Origin of the sequence: Trichocoleus sp. FACHB-46, from assembly GCF_014695385.1 — a bacterium.
In the GTDB taxonomy this organism is placed as follows: domain Bacteria; phylum Cyanobacteriota; class Cyanobacteriia; order FACHB-46; family FACHB-46; genus Trichocoleus.
The window spans coordinates 279,216-296,204 of the sequence record NZ_JACJOD010000031.1; the positions used below are offsets into that span (position 1 = coordinate 279,216).

Below are 16,989 nucleotides of genomic sequence, written 5' to 3' on the forward strand. Positions count from 1 at the left end.
CTTAATCTGGCACGATCCTGATCTAACCATCAACACAGGAGAGTTGCGGTGACGCAGGAACCTGAGGAGTTTCAGGGACAGGCAGCAGAGAGCGATCGCGCTCCAACTACGAAACAAGAGCGACTAACAGAACTCGCAATCGTGTTTTTGCGACTGGGGACGATCGCTTTTGGCGGGCCTGCTGCCCACATCGCCATGATGGACCATGAGGTGGTCAGTCGCCGTCAATGGATGAGCCGGGAGAAACTGCTCGATTTACTCGGGGTCACGAATTTGATTCCTGGTCCCAATTCGACAGAGTTAGCCATTCATATCGGTTACGAACGAGCCGGATGGCGAGGCTTATTGGTAGCAGGAACTTGCTTTATTCTGCCTGCCATGCTGATTGTTTGGGCATTGGCTGCTATTTATGCTCGCTATCAAACTGTGGCCCAAGTGTCATGGCTACTCTATGGCATCAAACCGGTCATTATTGCCATCGTGATACAGGCGGTGTGGAATCTAGGAAAAAAGGCAGCCAAGGACAGGCCCACCATTATTGCAGGGGTAAGCGCGATCGCGGCCTACTTAGCGGGCTGGAACGAAATTTTGGTGCTCGTTTCGTTAGGTATCGCGGTCATGCTTGTGAAAAACGGGCTAAGTAAAGGCAAGCCTTGGGGAGCATTCTTCTTGCCGTTGTCGGGAGTCGTGTCTCAAATCAGTGCCCCTGCAACGACCGTCACCTCAGTGGGTTGGGTGAGTGTCTTTCTATTCTTTCTCAAGCTTGGCTGTGTGCTTTATGGCAGTGGTTACGTCTTACTGGCATTTTTACAACGGGATTTAGTCGAGCGTAACCATTGGCTAACATCCCAGCAGCTTTTAGATGCCGTTGCCATTGGTCAAATTACACCAGGTCCAGTCTTCACCACGGCGACGTTCATTGGCTATCTGCTGGCAGGAAATGCAGGAGCGATCGCTGCGACTCTCGGCATCTTTTTACCTGCTTTTTTGCTGGTGTGGGTGGTTAACCCTTGGGTGCCCAAGTTGCGTCAATCTCCCTACGCTAGCGGATTTCTCGATGGGGTAAATGTGGCTTCTTTAGGACTCATGGCAGGAGTGACCTATACCTTGGCGCAAGCGGCATTGATGGATTGGCTCACAGTAATCGTGGCAATTTTGAGTGCGATCGCGGTGTTTCGCTTCAAAATCAACTCTATGTGGTTAGTGCTAGCAGGAGGAGCGATCGGATTTGCCTCACATCAACTAGGATTTATCGGCTGAGGATGCTCAAACCCCTAGAGACAGAATTTCCCTAAGTCCTTAGAATCATTCACTGAGGCAGGAATAAATTGTGATAGCCTTTGGGTCTATGGCAGAGGCATACAGTCGCCGTCGAGCGATTCATCAAGTTTTATTGGCTACTCTTTGGTTGACACTGCTAATTTTTGCAGTGAAGGTTTGGGCTGGCTGGGCAGCTAAATCCCTTAGTCTTTTAGCGGAATCGGTACACACCTTAATCAATGGTTTTAGTACACTTCTCAGCCTCTTAGCAGTCACTTCTCCCCATCGCACTTCCGGGCGAGAAGTCTGGGGGCATGGGCGGTTAGAGTCAATCGGAGCTCTCTTCCTCGTAGCCTTACTAGGGTTTTCTAGCCTGAGCTTGCTGGGTGGGGCGTTGAAACAGTTAGAAGCTTCGACGCGCAACGCCGCTGTTCCCTTTGAAGTCAGTATTAATTTGCCGCTGATTCAACTTTTGGGTGTAGCGATCGCCATTGGGATTTGTTTGGCCTTTTTCGAGCGCTACGAAGCTAGAGTGTTAGAGAGTGCGGCTCTCCGGCTGAATGCCAACCATATTTTGCAAGATGCTTGGCTGAGTGTGGTCGTGTTGATTGGCTTAGTAGGGGTCTGGCGCGGTTATGTGTGGCTTGATCCCCTGCTGGCGATCATAGTGATCTTCGTCGCGATCCGCAGTTGCTGGCGCGTGCTGAACTGGCAATTACCTTTACTAGTACGGCAAGTGGCGATCGCCCCAGAGATTTTGGCACAACTGGCACGGCAAGTCGAAGGCGTTACTCATTGCTACCGGATTCAGTCGCGTGGAATTGTGGGTCGGCAAGTGTTTGTTGAAATGTATTTGGTCTTGCACCCAGAATTTCTCGGAGCCGCCCGTGTGATTGCAGAACGAGTGGAGGGCACAATTCGGGAACGCTACGGCCCGGTGCAAACCATTATTCATATAGACACTGATCAATCGTCGGCAGAAAATCCCTACGACTCTTTAGGGGCCAACAACACCAACGACAAACCCAGGTGAGAACCAGGTAAGGAGCGGAACTCGCTAGAATGGGATCTATGGCTCAATCTACTTCTGCTTCTGATTTGTCTACTCACAATTCCCTCCCAGAAAAGCACCCCAAAGTGATTCTGATTGATGGTCACTCTTTAGCTTTTCGCTCGTATTTTGCTTTCGCCAAAGGGCGAGATGGCGGGTTACGCACGTCCACTGGCATTCCCACGAGCGTGAGTTATGGCTTTCTCAAAGCGTTGCTAGAAGTGATGGAATCTGAGCAGCCAGATTATGTAGCGATCGCCTTTGACCTGAGTGCGCCCACGTTTCGCCACGATGCCGACGAAACCTACAAGGCAGGTCGTCCAGAAACGCCAGAAGATTTTAAGCCCGATTTGCAAAACCTGAAGGAATTGCTCCAAGCCCTCAACTTGCCCGTAGTCACTGCTCCCGGTTATGAAGCCGACGATGTGATTGGCACATTAGCGCGGCGAGCTAGTGCGGCGGGGTACCCTGTCAAAATTTTGAGTGGTGACCAAGACTTATTCCAACTGATTGATCCCGATCAAAAAATCAAGGTGCTGCATCTGGGCAATCCTTTCGCCCGCGGCACCACTGGCCACCCCAACGAATTTGGCGCTGAGCAAGTGCAAGCCAAATTGGGCGTCTTACCTAGCCAAGTTGTCGATTACAAAGCCCTCTGTGGAGATTCTTCCGACAACATCCCAGGGGTAAAGGGCATTGGCGCGAAAACTGCGGTGCAGTTGCTGAGTACCTATGGCTCTTTAGAACAGATCTATGCCTCCTTAGACGAAATCAAGGGAGCCGTAAAGCAAAAGCTGGAAGCAGGACGGGAAGAGGCGCGGCACTCGCAATGGATGGCCCAAATCCATCTGGATGTGCCCCTGGAAATCAGCTTAGAAGACTGCCAACTCAAGGGGTTCGATCGCGAAGCAGTAGTGCCATTGCTCGAGAAACTAGAGTTTCAGTCTCTGATGAAGAAGACGCTACAACTGCAAAAACTTTTTGGTGGCGCAGAGGCTGACAATGATGCCACCCCTGACTTCTCAGAAACCGACGGAGCCAAAGCTGCATCAGCGATCGCTACAGGAACTCCTAATAACCCGTTTCTCTCAGACTTTGAAAGCGAGGATCTGGCTTTCTTCAGTGCCGAGGAAACCGATGCAGCTCAGCAGCAAAAGCAAGGCCCTGCCCTAATCCACCCCCAAATCATTCAATCGTCAGAGCAGTTAGCCGAACTGGTACAGCGGTTACAAGCCTTGACCGATCCAGCAACCCCCGTGGCTTGGGATACTGAAACCAGTGACCTAGAGCCACGCGACGCCGAACTAGTGGGAATCGGATGCTGCTGGGGAGCGGGTGAAAGTGACATGGCTTATCTGCCCGTAGGACATAAAACCGGTGCCAACCTGGATAAAGCCACCGTTTTAGAAGCATTACGACCCTTCCTAGAAAGCACTAAATACCCAAAAGCCCTACAAAACGCCAAATTCGATCGCCTGGTGTTCCGTTGCCAAGGCATTGAGCTAGCGGGTGTAGTGTTTGATTCCATGCTGGCTAGCTACGTGCTTGACCCAGACAACAGCCATAATTTGACCGATTTAAGCCGCCGCTACCTGGGCATCACACCACAAAGTTATACCGAACTTGTTCCCAAAGGCCAAACGATCGCAGATATTGATATTGCGAGCGTCGCCAACTACTGTGGCATGGATGTCTATACTACGTTCCATTTGGTCGCCAAGCTGAGAGACGAGTTAGCACCCGTTCCAGAAATACACCGCTTGCTACTAGAGATCGAACAGCCCCTAGAACCCGTGTTAGCCGAGATGGAATACTGCGGGGTTCGCATCGACCAGGAATATTTGCGGGACTTTTCGCGATCGCTGGAAAAAGAGCTAGCTTTGATCGAGGCCCGAGCCTACGAAGCTGCGGGTGAGAAATTCAACCTTGGATCACCGAAGCAATTGAGTGAGCTGCTATTCGAAAAACTCGGTCTCGATCGCAAAAAATCCCGCAAAACTAAAACAGGCTACTCCACGGATGCCGCCACATTAGAAAAGCTGCAAGGTGATCACCCTGTCGTCGATGCCATGTTGGAGTCTCGGACTCTGTCCAAGCTCAAGTCTACCTATGTCGATGCGCTGCCTAATCTAGTGCGGCCTGACACCCACCGAGTCCATACCAACTTTAACCAAACAGGCACCACTACGGGCCGACTTTCTTCCTCCAACCCCAACCTGCAAAACATTCCGATTCGGACTGCCTTTAGTCGGCAAATTCGCAAAGCCTTTATTCCAGAGGAAGGCTGGCTTCTCGCAGCGGCTGATTACTCCCAGATTGAGTTGCGGATTCTGGCCCACCTCAGCCAAGAACCTGTTCTAGTGGAAACCTACCGCAATAATGAGGATGTCCATACCCTCACCGCCCGGTTGTTGTTGGAAAAAGATACCATCACCTCCGAAGAACGCCGCTTGGGTAAGATCATCAACTTTGGCGTCATCTACGGCATGGGTGCGCAACGGTTTGCCCGCGAGTCCGGCGTAAAAGCCTCAGAAGCCAAGCTTTTTATCGATCGCTTTAACCAACGCTACCCCAAGGTTTTTGCCTATTTGCAAACCATGCAACAACAGGCGATCGCACGAGGCTATGTTGAAACTATTTTTGGGCGTCGGCGCTATTTCAACTTTACGAACGACAATTTATTGAAGTTGCGCGGTCGGAAACCAGAAGAGATTGATCTTGATAGCTTGCGGCCTGGTCAGTACGATGCAGGTTTGCTGCGAGCTGCCGCCAATGCCCCAATCCAAGGCTCCAGCGCCGACATCATCAAAATCGCGATGGCAAAACTGCACGAGATTCTCCGCTCTTATCAAGCCAATCTGTTACTACAAGTCCACGACGAACTGATCTTTGAACTACCTCCAGAAGAATGGGAGTCACTAAAACCTCAAATTAAATCCACTATGGAAACTGCTGTTCAACTCAGCGTGCCGCTTCTAGTGGAAATTAATGCAGGTAAGAACTGGATGGAAACCAAATAGCAAGTTAGTTTGAATTAGCAATTCCTCCTTTCCGACTCAAGGAGCCTTAGCGTGGCCTTCCGGAAACCAATTACCACTTTGGGTGGCCTCATGTGGTGGCAAAACATCAAGCAGGACATGTATTTCTTGATGCAAGAGCACAAAGTTGGTTTACCAATGTGGCCTTATAAATATCGCATCCTGCTGCGGGAGAACAGAATGGAGATTGCTAACTCTAACGATCTTCAAGACATTGAGTTGGATTGGGAATATTTACAGGTTCATGCAGTACCTCAACTGAATCAAAAGATTGACTTAGGAGCGATAAATCCTGTTGATACGATGACAGTTTTGGCAGGAGTGCTCAAAATCCTGGTTCTATAAAATAAAGTGATGAGCGTCACAAGCAGCCCTAGGGAACCTTGATAAAGGATGTTGCTGTAGCTTTGAAGGTATGACCATTCGGAGACGATTTTTCCTTCAAGCTGGCGCAGGAATGCTACTGACCTCAGCGGCTCATGGTTGTATTCAATCGCCACAAAGCGGCTCAACCCTCAAAGCCAGCAATGCTTTGCTGACCCAAATCAAGCAACGAGGACATTTATTAGTTGCTACTGAGGATGACTATCCTCCTTTCGAGTTTTTGGTCAATGAAAAGCCGATTGGTTTCGATCACGAGTTACTAGCACAGCTTAGAAAGACCGTTGCATTTGAGATTCACCAAGAAATTCTGCCTTGGCAGGGCATTCTTCCGGGAGTAGCGGACGGTAAGTATGACTTAGCCCTAACCGCAGTGGGTATCACCGACGATCGCGCCAAAACTTTAGACTTCACCATGCCGATCGCCGAATCCACCGTTGCTTACATCAAACGCAAAGATGATCTCACCATCAAAACCCTTGCGGACCTCTCAGGCAAAGTTTTGGGAGTCCAGCAAGGGGGAGTTTCTCTAGCAGCCATCCCTGACCTTGCCGCTCAACTAAAGCAGCAGGGCGGCACCCTGGGTCAAATTAAGCAGTATCGCGGCTTCGCACAGGCTTATCAAGATTTGCTGAATCAGCAACTGGATGCAGTCCTCCACAACATTGTCTCCCTGTCGGTATTGGTCAGCGAAAAACCCGCCATTTTTGAGTTAGGTGAGCGAGTCAGCCGCAAATCTTATGCAGCCTGGGCTGTGAAAAAAGGCAATCAAGATCTACTCGATCTCCTCAACCGTTTCTTGGGTGATTTGCGTACCCAAGGAGAGCTTAAACGCCTTCAGGAAAAGTGGTTCAAGATTACCTTTGCCAATTTACCGACTCAACCCCTTCTCCCCGGCGATCGCCCTCTGTCATAAGCAATTCTCTGCTGCCGCGCACTATGAAAATTTTTAGAAAATACTTTAAGCCCCAACGTTATTTAATGAATCTCGTGATTGGCGGCACAACCCTGATTGTGAGTTTAGGAGCTTATTACAGCTACCAACTGGTCCGCCATGTGATGTTGGAGAGTTTGCAGCAAAACGCTTTTTTGGAAGTAGAGCAGGGTGTAGACGAGATCGATCGCTGGCTGGCAACTTTAAAGGTTCATATAGAGACACTGGCCAATACCACAGTCGTCAAATCAATGGATTGGTCGAGCGCTGAACCGTACTTGAAAACTGAAGTTTTGCGCTTTAACGATGTTTATGCCATTGCGATCGCCCAGGCTGACGGTCAGCGCCAAGTGATCGGCGGGAAACCTGCAAATGTCAAAGATCGCGAGTACTTCCAAAAGGCAATGGCAGGACAGACCAATGTCAGTGATCCCCTCATCAGTCGAGCCGCCAAAATCCCCACCATCTCAGTGGCGACTCCGATCCGACGAGGATTTGATACGACCAGTCCTCCCATTGGAGAAATTCATAATTTAGTACGGCTCGATCGTATTGCTTATGTGGTGGATAGCCTCCACTATGGCGACAATAGCTATGCCTTTGCGCTTGACTCCAAAGGACAAGTCATCGCACATCCCAACTCGGAGCTGATGTTTACATCAGAGCAGCCATCTGCCAACCTGCTAAAGTCAGCGGACAAAAGCTTAACCGCGATCGCCCAACAAATGGTGAGCCAACAAGAGGGAATCAAGCTATTTCCCGTTGATGGCACCTGGAAATATGTCGCTTACCTCCCCCTCAAAGAAGCCAATTGGTCAGTGGCACTGGTGATTCCACGCGAAAATATTGAGTCACAACTGCGATCGCTAGATGTAATTGCCCTAGTGATTGTAGGGTTGACCGGAGCCATGATTGTCGTGCTCTGGCAGGTACAGGCTCGCGAACAAGGCCAACTAAAAAAATCCAACGAACTTCTAGAGCAACGGGTCGCCGAACGCACCGCCAAGCTCTCCACCACCTTAGACCAACTCCAACAATCGCAACTCCGACTCGTGCAAAACGAGAAAATGTCGGCTCTAGGCAGTTTGGTTGCTGGAGTGGCTCATGAAATCAATAACCCTGTCAACTTCATCTCTGGCAATATTAGCCATGCCAACGAGTATGCGCGAGACTTGCTCCAACTGCTTCAGCTTTATCAAAAACACTACCCTCATCCGCACCCAGAGGTGAGCGACTGTGCAGACACGATTGATATCGATTTTTTGGCTGAAGACCTGCTAAAAATTCTTACCTCAATGCGTATGGGGGCTAACCGGATTCAGCAGATTGTCCTCTCCCTCAGAAATTTTTCTCGCCTCGATCAAGCAGAAGTCAAGCCTGTGGATATTCATGAAGGCATTGGCAGCACGCTATTGATTTTGCAACACCGCTGCAAGGCAAATTCTCAGCGTCCTGCGATAGAAATCATTAAGGAATACAGCCCGCTACCCCTCGTAGAATGCTATGCGGGCCAGCTCAATCAGGTATTTATGAACATTCTTAGCAATGCTTTAGATGCCCTAGAGGAGCGGGAGAACCAAAGCCACGCAGCGACCCTACAGCAATCCCCCAGCACGATTCGGATTACTACTCACCAGCAGAGCAGAGATCGTATTGCCGTTTGTATTTCTGATAATGGTTTAGGAATGACTCCAGAGGTGCAGCAGCGGATTTTTGATCCCTTCTTTACGACCAAATCTGTTGGCAAGGGCACAGGCATGGGCATGTCGATCAGCTACCAAATTGTCACAGCGAAGCATCAAGGGCAAATTTGGTGTGAATCGTTCTTAGGAGAAGGCACTAAATTTTGGGTTGAGATTCCGATCAAACAAGCTGCTAGCTTAGTCACTCAAGGCGTTGCTCAAAATTAGTTAGAGTCCAGCAAGTAAGCATAGTAAACCAGCTTCGGTCCACTCCACGGTGGCTCCGTACGTATCACCCGTATGACCGCCGAGCTTGTGGTTGAACCATGTGCCAGTTAGCCAAGCGATCGCAATGCCTCCCGTAGCCATCCCCAAAGCAACAGGCCAGTGAGCTGGATTGAGCAAGACTTGTAGCCCACTCAGGCTGAACAACAAAAATAAGCTAGGCACTGCCTCCCAGAGCGAACGAATGGCTTGCTTGTGAAAGGCTCCTTTCCCCGTGGGTTTGAGGTAAGGGTAACGGGCGATCGCCACGAGTTGTCCCCAACGGCCCCAACCTGCCGCCGCCATTAAAGCCAGCCATCGATCCCCTTCTAAGTCATTCAAAGCTGCGGTTTTGAGCAAGACGAGCGCGATCGCCGCCATTACCCCAAAAGCTCCAGAGCGACTATCCGCCATTACCTCCAGCCGACGTTCTGGGTCTAAAACTGCCAAGCCGTCGGCGGTGTCCATTGCTCCATCTAAATGCAAGCCCCCTGTCACAGCCGTCCAAGTCACTACAATCAAGGCACTGCGAGTCAAAACGGGCATCGCGATCGCCTGTAGCCCCAGATCCAACGCGCCCAACAGCCCTCCGATTAGCAACCCTATGTAAGGCGCGAGACGAGCTACACCCTGAAACTCCAACGCCCAAGTCGGAGGAACAGGTAAACAGGTATAGAAGGCGATCGCCGCTGCGACTCTAGAACCAATTCTCATAGCTTTCTCACTCTGCTTTACTTGTGCCACAGCCCTTGCTCTCCAATGCTCCCAATCAGATAGCTGATGCTTGAGAGCAGATTTTCAGCCTTTTGACCGAACTCATACCTTACTAGACCAAGCACAATTAAAGAACAGCCTAAATCTTGCCTCTGTGACAGATTCCTTAACGCCATCTACCCGGTGCAGCTAGGTCAGCGACCGAATCTATAACTGGTCCAGTCTCAGCCTTAAAACAGGCATAGATTTATTAAAGTGAAATATATTAATCAATCACTCAAGAGGGTGTTGCTAAACTAGGTCAGACCAGTCCATCCCCTGAAATTTTGTTAGTAGCGAACCGAAAATCTTGAGCTAAGATTGTTTCGTACACAACCATTTTCTACATCCAGCGATTACCCTCTCAGGGGTTAGCTGTCCTGAAGTCGTCCCATTAGCGCCTCTTAAGAACTTCTCTGGCTTTGGTTAACCAGCCTTGGTTGCCCAATCCTTGCCAAGTTCTACCGTCAAATTCGATCACTGCATCCCGCTATAAGGCCCATTTGAGGCTGTTTCCCATGAGTCATGATCCCCTGCCTAGAGATATGAGGTTGCCAGCGCCCTGTATTGTTGACACTGGCATCATTGTGAGTAAACAAGACATGCAGCGGCTGTTAGCTGACTTGGGCCGAGTTCGCTATATCTATACCCAAGATGACAATCTCCTCAGCGAAGGGGAAGGGTGCGTGTTAGAGGTTTTTGCCGACCCTCAACAATCAACCTTAGTTGCCAATCACGCCCTGTATCTAAACGTTTGTAGCTTCGATTATTTAGAACTTAAGAAATCAGCTGAACAGGAACCTTGTTTTGATTTAATTCAAGATTCAAGACAACTCCGGTTGATTCCAGTCTCCAATCCTCTGCAAGAGCAAACTACCCGCACCTTAAATGCAGCCGCCCTAGAAGCAGTCGTGGCCGAGGTACTGTCTGCTAACTGGGATGTCAGAATTGACGATGAAGAAAACTTTTCGTTTTAAGTTCTATTCACTGTTAGGTCTTGCTGGATGAAGGTTACGGTTCTTCAGCAGCAAAATCTAGGACCAAGCATTTCTAGCAACTGCCAACGATCTACATGGTCACGAGCGGCAATCATCGCTCTATATAATGCTGGCTTTAACCATGTAGATGTACCAGTGCAGAGAAACTTAGCTTAACAATAGTCCGAGCGCTTGCTTGCTTTCCTGATGCGATCGCAGAGTATCCAGTTGACTTAATTCTGGTGCTCAACTGTAAGATTCATCGAGCTTACTCGCGTAGCAGACTTACTCGCTGCGGCCAAATCATCACGCTGGATGCGCCCATCACCCGTGATACCGTCACTTAGCGCCAATCGAGTCAGCTTCCCAAACAACCCAACCTAAGACAGATTCAGGCAGGAATTTCTGATTCTAGTCTTATGGGATGCTGTAAGCAATCGTTTAACTGAAACTTTACTTAACAAATTTTGAAGTCGCAGTTGTTAACTATCTTGCAATTTGTGAAGCTCTGCTTTAGTGTCAGATATGTTTGAAAACTAGCAAAAACAGTTCTATAACTCTGCTACTGTCTGCCGTTAGTTGGAGCTTCCCAAAGCTATATTACCCAGGTTGTCGTTCTCGAGATATTCATATGAATCCCGAACTGAAAACATCTGATTATACTGATTCCAGCACCCCTGAGTTTGCTGACGTAGAAGGTAGAGCAGACATTGAAGTAACTTCTACTGAACCTGCTCCGCTCGTTGTTCAACCTCATCAGCAGTCTCAGTCTTCTGAGCAATGGTCACAAATTGGCGATCGCGTTTCTTACTATTTAGGACAGTTGCCCGACCTGCTATCGGATTTCTTTAATCAGAATCAGCGCCTTCTGATTAACTTAGGCCTTCTATTTGGGGGCATTGTTACTGTCAAAATCACCCTAGCGATTTTAGACGCCATCAACGATATCCCTCTTCTAGCTCCTACTTTTGAACTAGTTGGAATTGGCTACTCAGCTTGGTTTGTTTACAGATATCTATTGAAGGTTGAGAATCGCCAAGAGCTATCTCAAGAAATTGATGTGCTGAAACAACAAGTTGTCGGCGGTCAGAAATAGGTAGCCTGAGCAGTGTTGAATCTGTTGGGTCTGCTGATTTAACTTCAAAGATTTATCCATTGATTTAGCTAAAAAGCCCACTATTAAAATTAGTGGGCTTTTTTATGTAGCAATCCTGAATGATTTATGAAATTGACCGGTTGGAGAAGCACACCCCTCCATCTACCCTATTTAGGATTGCTATATCAGGTCAGGGACGTGAGAACGGGCGCTATAAGGAAAAGAGTTGAACGATTAAGTTAAGGGGTTAGAGGGCTGAGACGGTTAGTTGGTTAGGTTGGGCAGGGTTGCCGTGGAGGGTGACGGTGCGTTGGTTGGCGGCTAGGTGGCGGACGATTTTGTAGATGGGCTCGATTTGGTCTGGGGCACCTGCTTTCTCAGCGATCGCCTGTAAAGACAGAGGTTGACCAGATTGTTGCAACGCCTTGACCACTTGTTTTTGCAAGTCAAGTACGGAAGCGGCGGCTTTTTTGCCTGCTTCTACACCGGGTTGGTGGTAAGCGTTGACGTTGACGAGAAAGCCGTAGAAACCCACAGCTCTTTCGTACAGAGCAATCAAAGCTCCAACGTTGTAGGGATCAACTTGGGGAATAGTAACGGTGATGGAGTCCCGCTGGTTTTCGTAGAGGGCGCGGCGAGTGCCTTGCAGCAAACCAGAGAGGTAGTCACCTGAGGTAACGCCGGGCTCAACTTCTACAGAAGGGCCTTGGCGATCGCGTAGTACTTCGATAAAGGTAACGAAGAAATTAGCGACACCTTCGCGCAACTGCTGCACATAGGCATGCTGATCGGTCGAGCCTTTATTGCCATAAACGGCGATCCCCTGATGCACCACTTGGCCGTTTAAGTCTTTCTCTTTGCCCAGAGATTCCATGACTAGCTGTTGCAGATAGCGACTAAACAGCAGCAGGCTGTCTTTGTAGGGCAGCACTACCATGTCTTTTTCGCCTCGACCATTCCCAGCGTAATACCACGCCAGAGCTAGGAGAGCAGCTGGATTGCTTTTGAGGTTGGGAATCCGAGTCGCGGCATCCATCTCTTTCGCACCCTCTAGCATCGTGCGGATATCAATTCCTTGCAGGGCCGCAGGTAGCAAGCCGACTGACGAAAGCTCGGAGGTGCGTCCACCGACCCAGTCGTGCATGGGAAAAGTGGCTAACCACTCTTCTGACTTGGCGAGTTTATCCAAGCTGCTATCTTGCCCTGTAATGGCGATCGCATATTGCGGAAAGTTGAGCCCTTGGTCGTTGTAGGCTTTTTGCACTTCCAGCATGCCATTACGTGTTTCTGGGGTACCGCCAGACTTGGAAATCGTAATTACCAGCGTGCTAGAGAGCCGATCTTGAAGCTGAGTCAAGACGCGATCGATGCCTGCGGGATCAGTGTTGTCAATGAAGTGAAGGTTGAGGGGCGGAAAATCTGGTGCTAGTGCTGCGGCAACAAACTGCGGCCCTAATGCCGAACCCCCAATCCCGATGGAAAGGACATCAGTGAATTTTTCAGCTTGGGGAGGACGAATGGCCCCGCTATGAACTTTTTGAGTAAACGCTTCAATCTGCCCTAGCGTTTCTACAATGTCTTGCTTGAGTTCCGCTGTGGGAGCTAAGTCGGGGTCGCGGAGCCAATAATGCCCCACCATGCGATTTTCATCCGGGTTGGCGAGCGCGCCTTTTTCTAGCTCAGCCATGTCCCGAAAGGCCCGCTCAAACTTAGGCTGTAGTGCTGCGACGAAGGCATCATCAAACCGCATGCGGCTGATATCTAGATAAAATCCCAAGCCCTCGTGGTAGTAAAGCCAGTCTTGGTAACGTTGCCAAAGTGCAGCGGCATCCATAAACAGTATTTCCACCTATTGTCTTTACCATTCATCAGTTTACCGATGGAGTTTAGAGTCTGTCTGAGTCCTCTAAACATTCGGCTTTGGAAGGATACGCAGAAACTTAATAATTTGACCTGTGACTTCGATGCCGACGAAGTGATGATCGAGGGTGAACCGATAGAAAATTGCTCTAGAACCCATTTGTCGAAGTTCTGGCAAGTCTTGCAATTGCGTTATCTGTAAAAACTCCACAAAGACAAATTGGCACACCTGCTGATACACAGTCGGCTCTAGCTCTTTTAGGTCTAAGAGAAAAGACCTCTCGTAACGAATTTCCAACTTCAAAGGTTTATGCAATCTACTCTTTAGTGGTAATTCACGCATGTTGGCACTGCCACAGCATTGGATTACAGCGTTTTTTACAGTAAAGGCAGCGATCGCAACGCTTCTTCACGAGTGAGCGTGTCACCGGGTTGCAGGGTTTGCTTCGATTCTTCGATCGCCCGGAGCATATAAAAATCGTAATAAAGCGCTTCTAATACTGGCCATATACTTTCTATCTCCTCATCCGACAGTTGATCAATTAAGCGATGTACCCTACTTCTCAGAGGATTCATACTTCAAATCTGCTGTAGTTACCGAGTAGCCAGCGATCGCGCCGCCACTTTTACAACACACAATACTGCATTGGCTCAATTTAATGGCGAAACTACCCTGAGAGATGTTGTTCGTCCCAAACCTTGAAGCCAAGCATTTTTAACAACACCTGTTGGCAACACTTGTTGACTGAAGACACCGAGATGATGCAGATTGCTTAATGCAGCGATCGCAGAGTTCATGAATATTCGCATTGGCAACGGCTACGACATTCACCGCCTCGTAGAGGGACGAGCCTTAATTCTGGGTGGTGTCAACATTCCCCACAAACTCGGCTTACTGGGCCATAGTGATGCCGATGTGCTCACCCACGCCATTATGGATGCCATGCTAGGGGCGCTCAGCTTGGGCGACATTGGCCTTTACTTTCCCCCATCCGATCCCCAATGGGCGGGAGCCGACAGCCTCAAGCTACTTGAGCAAGTGCATCAATTAATCCGGAACGAAGGTTGGCAGATTGGCAACATTGACTCGGTGATTGTGGCAGAGCGGCCCAAGCTCAAGCTCCACATCTCAGCCATGCGCGATCGCCTTGCCACCGTTTTAGAACTCAACCCCAATCAAGTCGGCATCAAAGCCACAACCAACGAGAAGCTAGGCCCAGAAGGCCGAGAGGAAGGGATTTCCTCTTATGCAGTCGTACTATTGCAGCAAGCAACGTAGCAAGTAGAATCGAGGCAATTAGCTGCCCCTTTAAACATGTTCGATCCATTGCGCCGCTTAAAGTTTTTGCCTTGGCGATCGCTCGCCTTACTGACACTTGCCACTTTAGCGATCGTGGCAGTGATAGAAGTGGCCTTAGGAATGGGTTACACCCAAGTGGGTTTGCTCAGAGCGGTCTTAAACGCTTTATTTAGTCCACCTTGGGTAGTGATTATGCAGGTGGCTGCTGGCATTGGCATCGGAGGGTTAGCAGTTTTCCTACTAGAAACAAAATGGCAGCAAGTATCCATCAACGCTGGCGTGCTGTGGGCATTAGTGCTGTGTTTGATTTTGGGATCACTGGTTCGCTCCTTCATTCCGTTGCCAGCAATCCTAGTCAATCCTGGGGAAACGCTGTTTATGGGCTTCATTGTGGGGGTATTTTGGCGAGGCCGCCCTTACTGGCGCTAAACCAGCCACATCATTGAGGTAGCCTCAAGCAGACTTCAGCCAGAAAATCTGACTTTTGGCTTTACCTACCTACTTCAGAGAAATTGAGATCTATGATGGCAAAGAAGCTTGATGTTCGTGCAACATGTTCTCTGCTGCTTTTTTGACTGTACCGCTGCGTCGCTGGGGTTTAGTTGCCTTGGTCGCTATGTTGGCGATCGCCCTAAGTGCTTGCAATCTCACCAACTTTAAGACTGAAGCAGCTCAGGTGCCTCAGATTGTGGTTAGCACCCTCAGTGATCCCAAAACTTTTAACTATCCCCTCAACCAAGAAGCTCCTAACGTTTTCACCTACATTTACGAAGGGTTGGTCACCGAAAACGGCAACAGTGAAATTGAGCCAGCTCTGGCGGAATCCTGGGAGATTTCGGAGGATAAGCGGCGGATTGTCTTTACGCTCCGTGAGGGCTTGAAGTGGTCGGATGGAGCACCTCTGACAGCAGACGACATTACGTTTACTTACAACGACCTTTACTTCAACGAAAAAATCCCCACTGATACGAGGGATGTTTTGCGAATAGGCGAAAGTGGCGCTTTACCAACGGTTCGCAAGCTGAGCGATCGCCGGATTGAATTTACGGTACCAGAACCATTTGCGCCGTTCCTCCGCATCACTGGTTTACCGATTCTGCCTCGTCACGCTCTGATTGATTCTGTCAAAACCCTAGGTTCAGATGGTAATCCCAAGTTCTTATCGACTTGGGGCGTGGATACAGATCCCAGCAAGATTATTGCCAATGGTCCTTATATGCTGGCAGGCTATGTTCCTAGTCAGCGAGTGATTTTTCAGCGCAACCCTCATTACTGGCGTAAGGATGCTCAGGGCAACGCGCTGCCCTATATTGAGCGCTTTATTTGGCAGATTGTTGAGTCTACCGATACCTCACTGCTCCAGTTTCGCTCTGGGGGCTTAGATGCTTTAGGAGTTCAGCCCGAAAATTTCTCGCTGCTGAAGGGAGAAGAAAAGCGTGGCAAGTTCACAATTTACAATGGCGGTCCCGCAGCAGGCACCAACTTTATTTCCTTTAATCTCAATAAAGCTCGGCGCTCAGATGGTCGCCCGATTGTAGACCCGATTAGGTCCAAGTGGTTTAATACCCTGGCATTTCGGCAGGCAGTTGCCTATGCGCTCGATCGCCAAACCATGATCAACAACACCTTTCGGGGAATCGGTCAGCCGCAGAACTCTCCCATCTCCTTGCAAAGCCCCTACTATCTCTCGGCTGAGGAAGGGTTGAAGGTTTATAACTACAATCCCGAAAAAGCCAAACAGTTATTGCGAGGGGCGGGGTTCAAATACAGCGCCCAGGGACAGTTGCAAGATGCCGAAGGCCATCCGGTGCGGTTCACTTTGATTACTAACTCTGGCAACAAAATTCGGGAGGCAATGGGGGCACAGGTAAAGCAAGACCTCCAGAAGATTGGCATTCAAGTGGATTTCAATCCGATTAACTTCAACACGTTGGTGGAAAAACTCTCCACGACCAGAGATTGGGACTGCTATCTTTTGGGCTTAACCGGAGGGGTAGAACCTAATGATGGCGCGAACGTATGGTTAAGCCAAGGCGGATTACACAGCTTTAATCAAGGTCCATCACCGGGACAACCTCCCATTCAGGGTTGGGAAGTAACGGAGTGGGAAAAAGAAATCGATCGCCTTTATATCCAAGGTGCTCAAGAGCTAGACGAGGCCAAGCGCAAAGCTATTTATGCCAAAACGCAGCAGATTACTCAGGAGCAAGTGCCTGTGATTTATCTGGTCAATCCACTGTCGTTGTCGGCGGTACGCGATCGCGTTGAAGGGGTGAAATTCACGGCTTTGGGTGGCTCGCTCTGGAACATCTACGAACTCAAGTTAAGCGAGTAATTTGTTCAGAACTAGCCATCATTCAGACACAAATAACATAGCGGTTTATGATGCTGAA

The 16,989-nt window shown here is 49.3% G+C and carries 15 protein-coding genes; 11 read left to right on the forward strand and 4 right to left on the reverse strand.

All coding sequences use genetic code 11. The features are described from left to right. Nucleotides 1–48: 48 nt before the first annotated feature. The 6 genes from H6F72_RS19355 (at nucleotide 49) to H6F72_RS19380 (ending at nucleotide 8,574) form a co-directional block, all read left to right on the forward strand. Nucleotides 49–1,260, forward strand: coding sequence for a chromate efflux transporter (locus tag H6F72_RS19355; RefSeq protein WP_190439342.1), 1,212 nt, complete (start codon nucleotides 49–51; stop codon nucleotides 1,258–1,260). Nucleotides 1,261–1,348: 88 nt separating this feature from the next. Further along, the gene (locus tag H6F72_RS19360; protein WP_190439344.1) at nucleotides 1,349–2,293 is read left to right on the forward strand and encodes a cation diffusion facilitator family transporter; all 945 of its coding nucleotides are present in this window, start codon (nucleotides 1,349–1,351) and stop codon (nucleotides 2,291–2,293) included. A gap of 38 nt (nucleotides 2,294–2,331) precedes the next feature. Continuing rightward, nucleotides 2,332–5,331: a DNA polymerase I gene (gene polA / locus H6F72_RS19365; protein WP_190439346.1), complete on the forward strand. Its 3,000-nt coding sequence runs from the start codon at nucleotides 2,332–2,334 to the stop codon at nucleotides 5,329–5,331. Nucleotides 5,332–5,382: 51 nt separating this feature from the next. After that, a complete protein-coding gene (locus tag H6F72_RS19370) occupies nucleotides 5,383–5,694 on the forward strand; it encodes a hypothetical protein (protein ID WP_190439348.1) in 312 nt (103 codons plus the stop codon). A gap of 112 nt (nucleotides 5,695–5,806) precedes the next feature. After that, nucleotides 5,807–6,646 carry a transporter substrate-binding domain-containing protein gene (locus H6F72_RS19375; RefSeq protein ID WP_242017022.1) on the forward strand — a complete coding sequence of 280 codons (840 nt, stop codon included), beginning with the start codon at nucleotides 5,807–5,809 and terminating at the stop codon, nucleotides 6,644–6,646. Between the two features lie 23 nt (nucleotides 6,647–6,669). Beyond that, nucleotides 6,670–8,574 carry an ATP-binding protein gene (locus H6F72_RS19380; protein WP_206755450.1) on the forward strand — a complete coding sequence of 635 codons (1,905 nt, stop codon included), beginning with the start codon at nucleotides 6,670–6,672 and terminating at the stop codon, nucleotides 8,572–8,574. Here the strand turns inward: H6F72_RS19380 and cobS are convergent, their stop codons facing one another. After that, the gene (gene cobS, locus H6F72_RS19385) at nucleotides 8,575–9,324 is read right to left on the reverse strand and encodes an adenosylcobinamide-GDP ribazoletransferase (protein WP_190439352.1); all 750 of its coding nucleotides are present in this window, start codon (nucleotides 9,322–9,324) and stop codon (nucleotides 8,575–8,577) included. Nucleotides 9,325–9,881: 557 nt separating this feature from the next. Between cobS and H6F72_RS19390 the strand changes: the two genes are divergently transcribed. Together H6F72_RS19390 and H6F72_RS19395 are read left to right on the forward strand one after the other, a co-directional pair. Then, nucleotides 9,882–10,340, forward strand: coding sequence for a hypothetical protein (locus H6F72_RS19390; RefSeq protein ID WP_190439354.1), 459 nt, complete (start codon nucleotides 9,882–9,884; stop codon nucleotides 10,338–10,340). A 631-nt stretch (nucleotides 10,341–10,971) separates the two neighbouring features. Next, the gene (locus tag H6F72_RS19395) at nucleotides 10,972–11,436 is read left to right on the forward strand and encodes a CAAD domain-containing protein (RefSeq protein WP_190439356.1); all 465 of its coding nucleotides are present in this window, start codon (nucleotides 10,972–10,974) and stop codon (nucleotides 11,434–11,436) included. A 247-nt stretch (nucleotides 11,437–11,683) separates the two neighbouring features. Here the strand turns inward: H6F72_RS19395 and H6F72_RS19400 are convergent, their stop codons facing one another. The 3 genes from H6F72_RS19400 to H6F72_RS19410 form a co-directional block, all read right to left on the reverse strand. Further along, nucleotides 11,684–13,270, reverse strand: a complete 1,587-nt coding sequence (locus H6F72_RS19400; RefSeq protein WP_190439359.1) for a glucose-6-phosphate isomerase — start codon at nucleotides 13,268–13,270, stop codon at nucleotides 11,684–11,686. 72 nt (nucleotides 13,271–13,342) lie between these two features. Beyond that, a complete protein-coding gene (locus H6F72_RS19405) occupies nucleotides 13,343–13,600 on the reverse strand; it encodes a cytotoxic translational repressor of toxin-antitoxin stability system (RefSeq protein WP_190439360.1) in 258 nt (85 codons plus the stop codon). 74 nt (nucleotides 13,601–13,674) lie between these two features. Next, on the reverse strand, nucleotides 13,675–13,872 hold the full coding sequence (locus H6F72_RS19410) for a hypothetical protein (RefSeq protein ID WP_190439362.1): 198 nt from the start codon (nucleotides 13,870–13,872) through the stop codon (nucleotides 13,675–13,677). Nucleotides 13,873–14,092: 220 nt separating this feature from the next. On the opposite strand from H6F72_RS19410, the gene ispF reads away from it, so the two are divergent. The 3 genes from ispF (at nucleotide 14,093) to H6F72_RS19425 (ending at nucleotide 16,931) form a co-directional block, all read left to right on the forward strand. After that, entirely contained in the window at nucleotides 14,093–14,575 is a 483-nt protein-coding gene (ispF, locus tag H6F72_RS19415) for a 2-C-methyl-D-erythritol 2,4-cyclodiphosphate synthase (RefSeq protein WP_190439364.1), read from the forward strand. Between the two features lie 36 nt (nucleotides 14,576–14,611). Then, the gene (locus H6F72_RS19420; RefSeq protein WP_190439366.1) at nucleotides 14,612–15,025 is read left to right on the forward strand and encodes a peptide chain release factor 1; all 414 of its coding nucleotides are present in this window, start codon (nucleotides 14,612–14,614) and stop codon (nucleotides 15,023–15,025) included. Nucleotides 15,026–15,149: 124 nt separating this feature from the next. Next, on the forward strand, nucleotides 15,150–16,931 hold the full coding sequence (locus H6F72_RS19425) for an ABC transporter substrate-binding protein (RefSeq protein ID WP_190439368.1): 1,782 nt from the start codon (nucleotides 15,150–15,152) through the stop codon (nucleotides 16,929–16,931). The last annotated feature ends 58 nt before the right edge of the window (nucleotides 16,932–16,989 follow it).

Coding starts and splice junctions, on each gene's coding strand:
- H6F72_RS19420 (WP_190439366.1), top strand. CDS start 14,612: ATGTTCGATCCATTGCGCCGCTTAAAGTTTTTGCCTTGGCGATCGCTC.
- H6F72_RS19380 (WP_206755450.1), top strand. CDS start 6,670: ATGAAAATTTTTAGAAAATACTTTAAGCCCCAACGTTATTTAATGAAT.
- polA (WP_190439346.1), top strand. CDS start 2,332: ATGGCTCAATCTACTTCTGCTTCTGATTTGTCTACTCACAATTCCCTC.
- H6F72_RS19360 (WP_190439344.1), top strand. CDS start 1,349: ATGGCAGAGGCATACAGTCGCCGTCGAGCGATTCATCAAGTTTTATTG.
- H6F72_RS19390 (WP_190439354.1), top strand. CDS start 9,882: ATGAGTCATGATCCCCTGCCTAGAGATATGAGGTTGCCAGCGCCCTGT.
- cobS (WP_190439352.1), bottom strand. CDS start 9,324: ATGAGAATTGGTTCTAGAGTCGCAGCGGCGATCGCCTTCTATACCTGT.
- H6F72_RS19425 (WP_190439368.1), top strand. CDS start 15,150: ATGTTCTCTGCTGCTTTTTTGACTGTACCGCTGCGTCGCTGGGGTTTA.
- H6F72_RS19395 (WP_190439356.1), top strand. CDS start 10,972: ATGAATCCCGAACTGAAAACATCTGATTATACTGATTCCAGCACCCCT.
- ispF (WP_190439364.1), top strand. CDS start 14,093: ATGAATATTCGCATTGGCAACGGCTACGACATTCACCGCCTCGTAGAG.
- H6F72_RS19375 (WP_242017022.1), top strand. CDS start 5,807: ATGCTACTGACCTCAGCGGCTCATGGTTGTATTCAATCGCCACAAAGC.
- H6F72_RS19410 (WP_190439362.1), bottom strand. CDS start 13,872: ATGAATCCTCTGAGAAGTAGGGTACATCGCTTAATTGATCAACTGTCG.
- H6F72_RS19400 (WP_190439359.1), bottom strand. CDS start 13,270: ATGGATGCCGCTGCACTTTGGCAACGTTACCAAGACTGGCTTTACTAC.